Origin of the sequence: Vibrio sp. Vb1980 (assembly GCF_033338615.1) — a bacterium.
Classification (GTDB): Bacteria; Pseudomonadota; Gammaproteobacteria; order Enterobacterales; family Vibrionaceae; genus Vibrio; species Vibrio alginolyticus.
On sequence record NZ_JAWOSZ010000041.1, the window covers coordinates 1 to 3514 of the forward strand.

A 3514-nucleotide genomic window follows, 5' to 3' on the forward strand; every position below is an offset into this window, starting at 1 on the left:
CCAGATAGAAGAACTTTAGTTGCAGCTAAAGTCTGGGTCTCACCTTACCCGATTGGAGTACTTATTATCCATACAAGCGTTTAAGGCAGATTCGCAACGCTTGGCAGTTTAGGTTTGAATCAGCTTTAGTGTTTACGGCACAATGGTTTAATAAAGGTGGTAGCGTTGCTCACTACTTAACGCGGCGTTATGTTTCTAGCGTGAATAGCATTATTAGTTGGATTGAAGTTTTAATAGTAGGGTCTTGATGCTGCATGATTTTTTAACTTCAGGAGGAGCTTTCTTCTTATTGGTAGTTCTTTCAGGGTTTCACTTTTACAGAAAGTGGCAAGGCAAAACGTACATCGGATTTAGTTTCATACTTACAGGGAGTTTGTCTTTTGTATGCATTGATATTTATATAGGAAGCAATGTCTTATGGTTTCTATCCCTTGTACTACTTTTTGCAAACGTAATCCTTCACATGACGCCTGACAAGAAAACATAACAAAGCGTTTAAGACGGATTCCCAACGCTTGGCATTTTCAGTTTGATTCGGCTTTAGTGTTTACGGCACAATACTTTAAGTTTGGTAGTCTGCGTTGCTCACCACTTAACGCGGCGTTAGTTGCCAACGAGGAAAAACGTACTTAAAGCAGAATGTTTAGGGCTAATGCCCGTGTGTTTTTGGCTGGTTTTTCGTATTTCAATTTCTAGCCATTTGGGTTTGTGAAAATCGAACTTTGGTTTCTTGTGCGATTGGATTTTCTGTTTCAGACGCTGATTAGCTTGTTGAAAGTCAGCTCGGTTAAATTATCAGTCCAAAAGGGCTTTTTGGTGTTGTTAGTCCGTTTTCTACGGTGTTGCATATTCCAAGTGGTTTCAGTGACAGGCGCTTTGAAACTGCGCCTGATTTGAGTTTTCGAAAACACGTAAAGCTAGTGTTGGCAAAGCGGTAATTAACTTCAAATCAAAGCTTTAGGTTTGGCAACTAACAAAGCATTCAAGAGGGATCCACAACGCTTGGCAGTTTTGGTTTGAATTGGCTTTAGTGTTTACGGCACAATGGTTTAGTCTGGGTGGAATGCGTTGTTCACCCCTTAATGCGGCGTTAGCACTGGGTTGGCATCAGAGATCAAAAGTCTTGGTGTTTATTGGTTTCTTTTCCTAGCTTTACACAGGAGCAAATGTGCCTTTCATGTTCGCTCCGGTGGCACTAGATGTGAAGTTTTCGCTTTGAGTTTATCGTTTACGGTTGCTAACTTTCGGGCTATTTCTCTGGTGTGGTTTCTTTAGTGCTGAGAAATTTTCGGCAAAACAAGCGTTGCTTTGTCGCTGTTGTTCAAGTTCGAAGCCCGTATTCTTTGCTAATTTGAAAGCGGTGAAAAAGGGCAGTTAAGCATGTTTTTCTTCTAGTCAACTTACGTCTTGATGTCTGTTTTTAGTTTGGCAGCTGTCCGTTTGGTTTAGTGTTTTAAGCCATAAGTTTCGTGCTATATTTCAATGTCTTGGCGTGTACCAAAAGCTTAAAGGGCAGCGTGCTAACAAACAGTTCAAGAGGGATTCAGCACGCGTGGCATTTTGGTATGCGGTGGTTTCGGTGTTGAAGTGCCATGCGGAAGCTTAGGTATTGCGTGCTTCACCCCTTAACTGTTGCCAGTCCGTTTTCTGCGGCGTTGGTTGTTCCAAGTGGTTCCATTAAACAGCCGCTTTGAGACTACGCCTGACTTAAGTGCATCAAAGCACATAAAGTTTGTTGTTTGCAAAGTTTAGTTTGGCTTAAAATTGGCGCTCGGTGCCTCGCGACTAACAAACTGCTCAAGAGGGATTCGCAACGCGTGGCATTTTTACTATGCGTTGAATTTAGCGATTAAGGTGGTTTGCGGCGGCTTTTGTATTGCGTTGCTCACCCCTTAGCAGGGCGTTATGTTTCTTTAGGAGTTAAACGTGGAATTTTTGGAAAGTCGTATAAATAAGCTATTGGGCGAAGCTAGAAAGATTGAAATTGATGTCGCGCATCATCAAATTAGTTGGTCTCAATGGGATCTAAAGCAAACCGGAGTTCGGTCGGTTTCCTTAGCTGAGCTAATGCGAATAATTTCAGTTTGATACTTAAGTTTACTGATGTGAAAGGCGGCACAAAGCCTTCTAATAATATAAGGCATTCGTGATTAGTTCGGCGCACTTACATCGCCGAAGTATGGTGTTGTGAGACGCATTTCAAACTAAAGATAAACGGTAATTTTTTGGTTAAATACATATTTGAGTTAGCTTTGTTAATCATTAATTAGCAAAACGAGCTTTGGCGAAAGTGGCTGAAAGATCGGCGAAAACTGAAAGGTGCTCAGTTAACAAACTGTTCAAGAGGGATTCGCAACGCGTGGCATTTTTACTATGCGTTGGTTTAAGTGTTTAGGGTGGTATGCGGCGGCTTCAGTATTGCGTTGCTGCCCCTTAATGCAGCGTTATGTACCTATGAGGTCAATTGAACTATGAGTGATTTTGTTCGTGAGGTTAGTGAAAACTGGAACCAAATAGATGCTGATGCTAGTTTAAATCGGCAATCAGCTGGCGCGACTAATCATGTCTTTCGAATCCAATCCTCAGAGACTTTTTACCTTAGAAAATATCGTGTTCGCAATGTTGCGCAAATCAAGCTTGAGCATGAATTATTACAAAAACTCTCCCAAAATTTGAATACTATAATAGCCCCAGTTTTGACGCGCGATGGCTGCTCCTTTGGCAAAATAGGTGATGGCTTTTACGCTTTATTCCCTGAAGCAAAAGGGGGGCTAATTGGAAAAAGCGAGCTGTCGGAGTTACATGCTTTTCAGTTAGGAAAAGCACTGGCTGAATTGCATGTTCAACTAGCTTCTATGGCTGGAAATAGTTTTCCAACAATCGAGCTCTCATGGGATAAAAGTGCTTGGGTCGATAGGTTACAAAAAATAGTTGCCTGTATTGAAATCAACAGTGCGCTTGATGCAAAAGGTTCGGTGCTACGAAGAGTAAAACAACAGCGTGACTATCTAGCGAGCTCACAAGCCGTACACTCATATACTCCTTTAACAAGCCGGCAATTAATTCACGGCGACTTTCATCATTTTAACGTCTTTTTTGATTTAAACGGTGCTGTAAGTGATGTGATTGATTGGGACCTAGTACAAAATATGCCACCTGGTTATGAGGTGGCTAGAGCCTGTATGTACATGTTTGACATGGATGTTAATAAATCATTGGCCTTATTAAAAGGGTATCTGTCTATTAAACCTATGACACAACCTGAGCTTAACGATGGAGCAAAGGCATGGGCTGTTTATGCTGACCATCATGTATGGGCTTTGGAAGAGGTGTTCTTAAAAAACAATACCGCTGCACAGAAGTTCATCCCCAAAAGTGACTTTATTCCGTTCATGGTTCAATGGTCCAAAATTGAAAGTGCATTATTTTGCGGCGGTACATAACAAGAGACTATGGCGTCAATAGTTAATTTTTGAGGCTATCTGTATCCCACATAACACCATCTCTTAGCATT

At 41.5% G+C, this 3514-nt stretch carries 1 protein-coding gene; it reads left to right on the forward strand.

Annotated features, from left to right (window positions below):
• Positions 1-2471 precede the first annotated feature (2471 nt).
• On the forward strand, positions 2472-3443 hold the full coding sequence (locus R7F64_RS23635; RefSeq protein ID WP_047102731.1) for a phosphotransferase: 972 nt from the start codon (positions 2472-2474) through the stop codon (positions 3441-3443).
• Positions 3444-3514 lie beyond the last annotated feature (71 nt).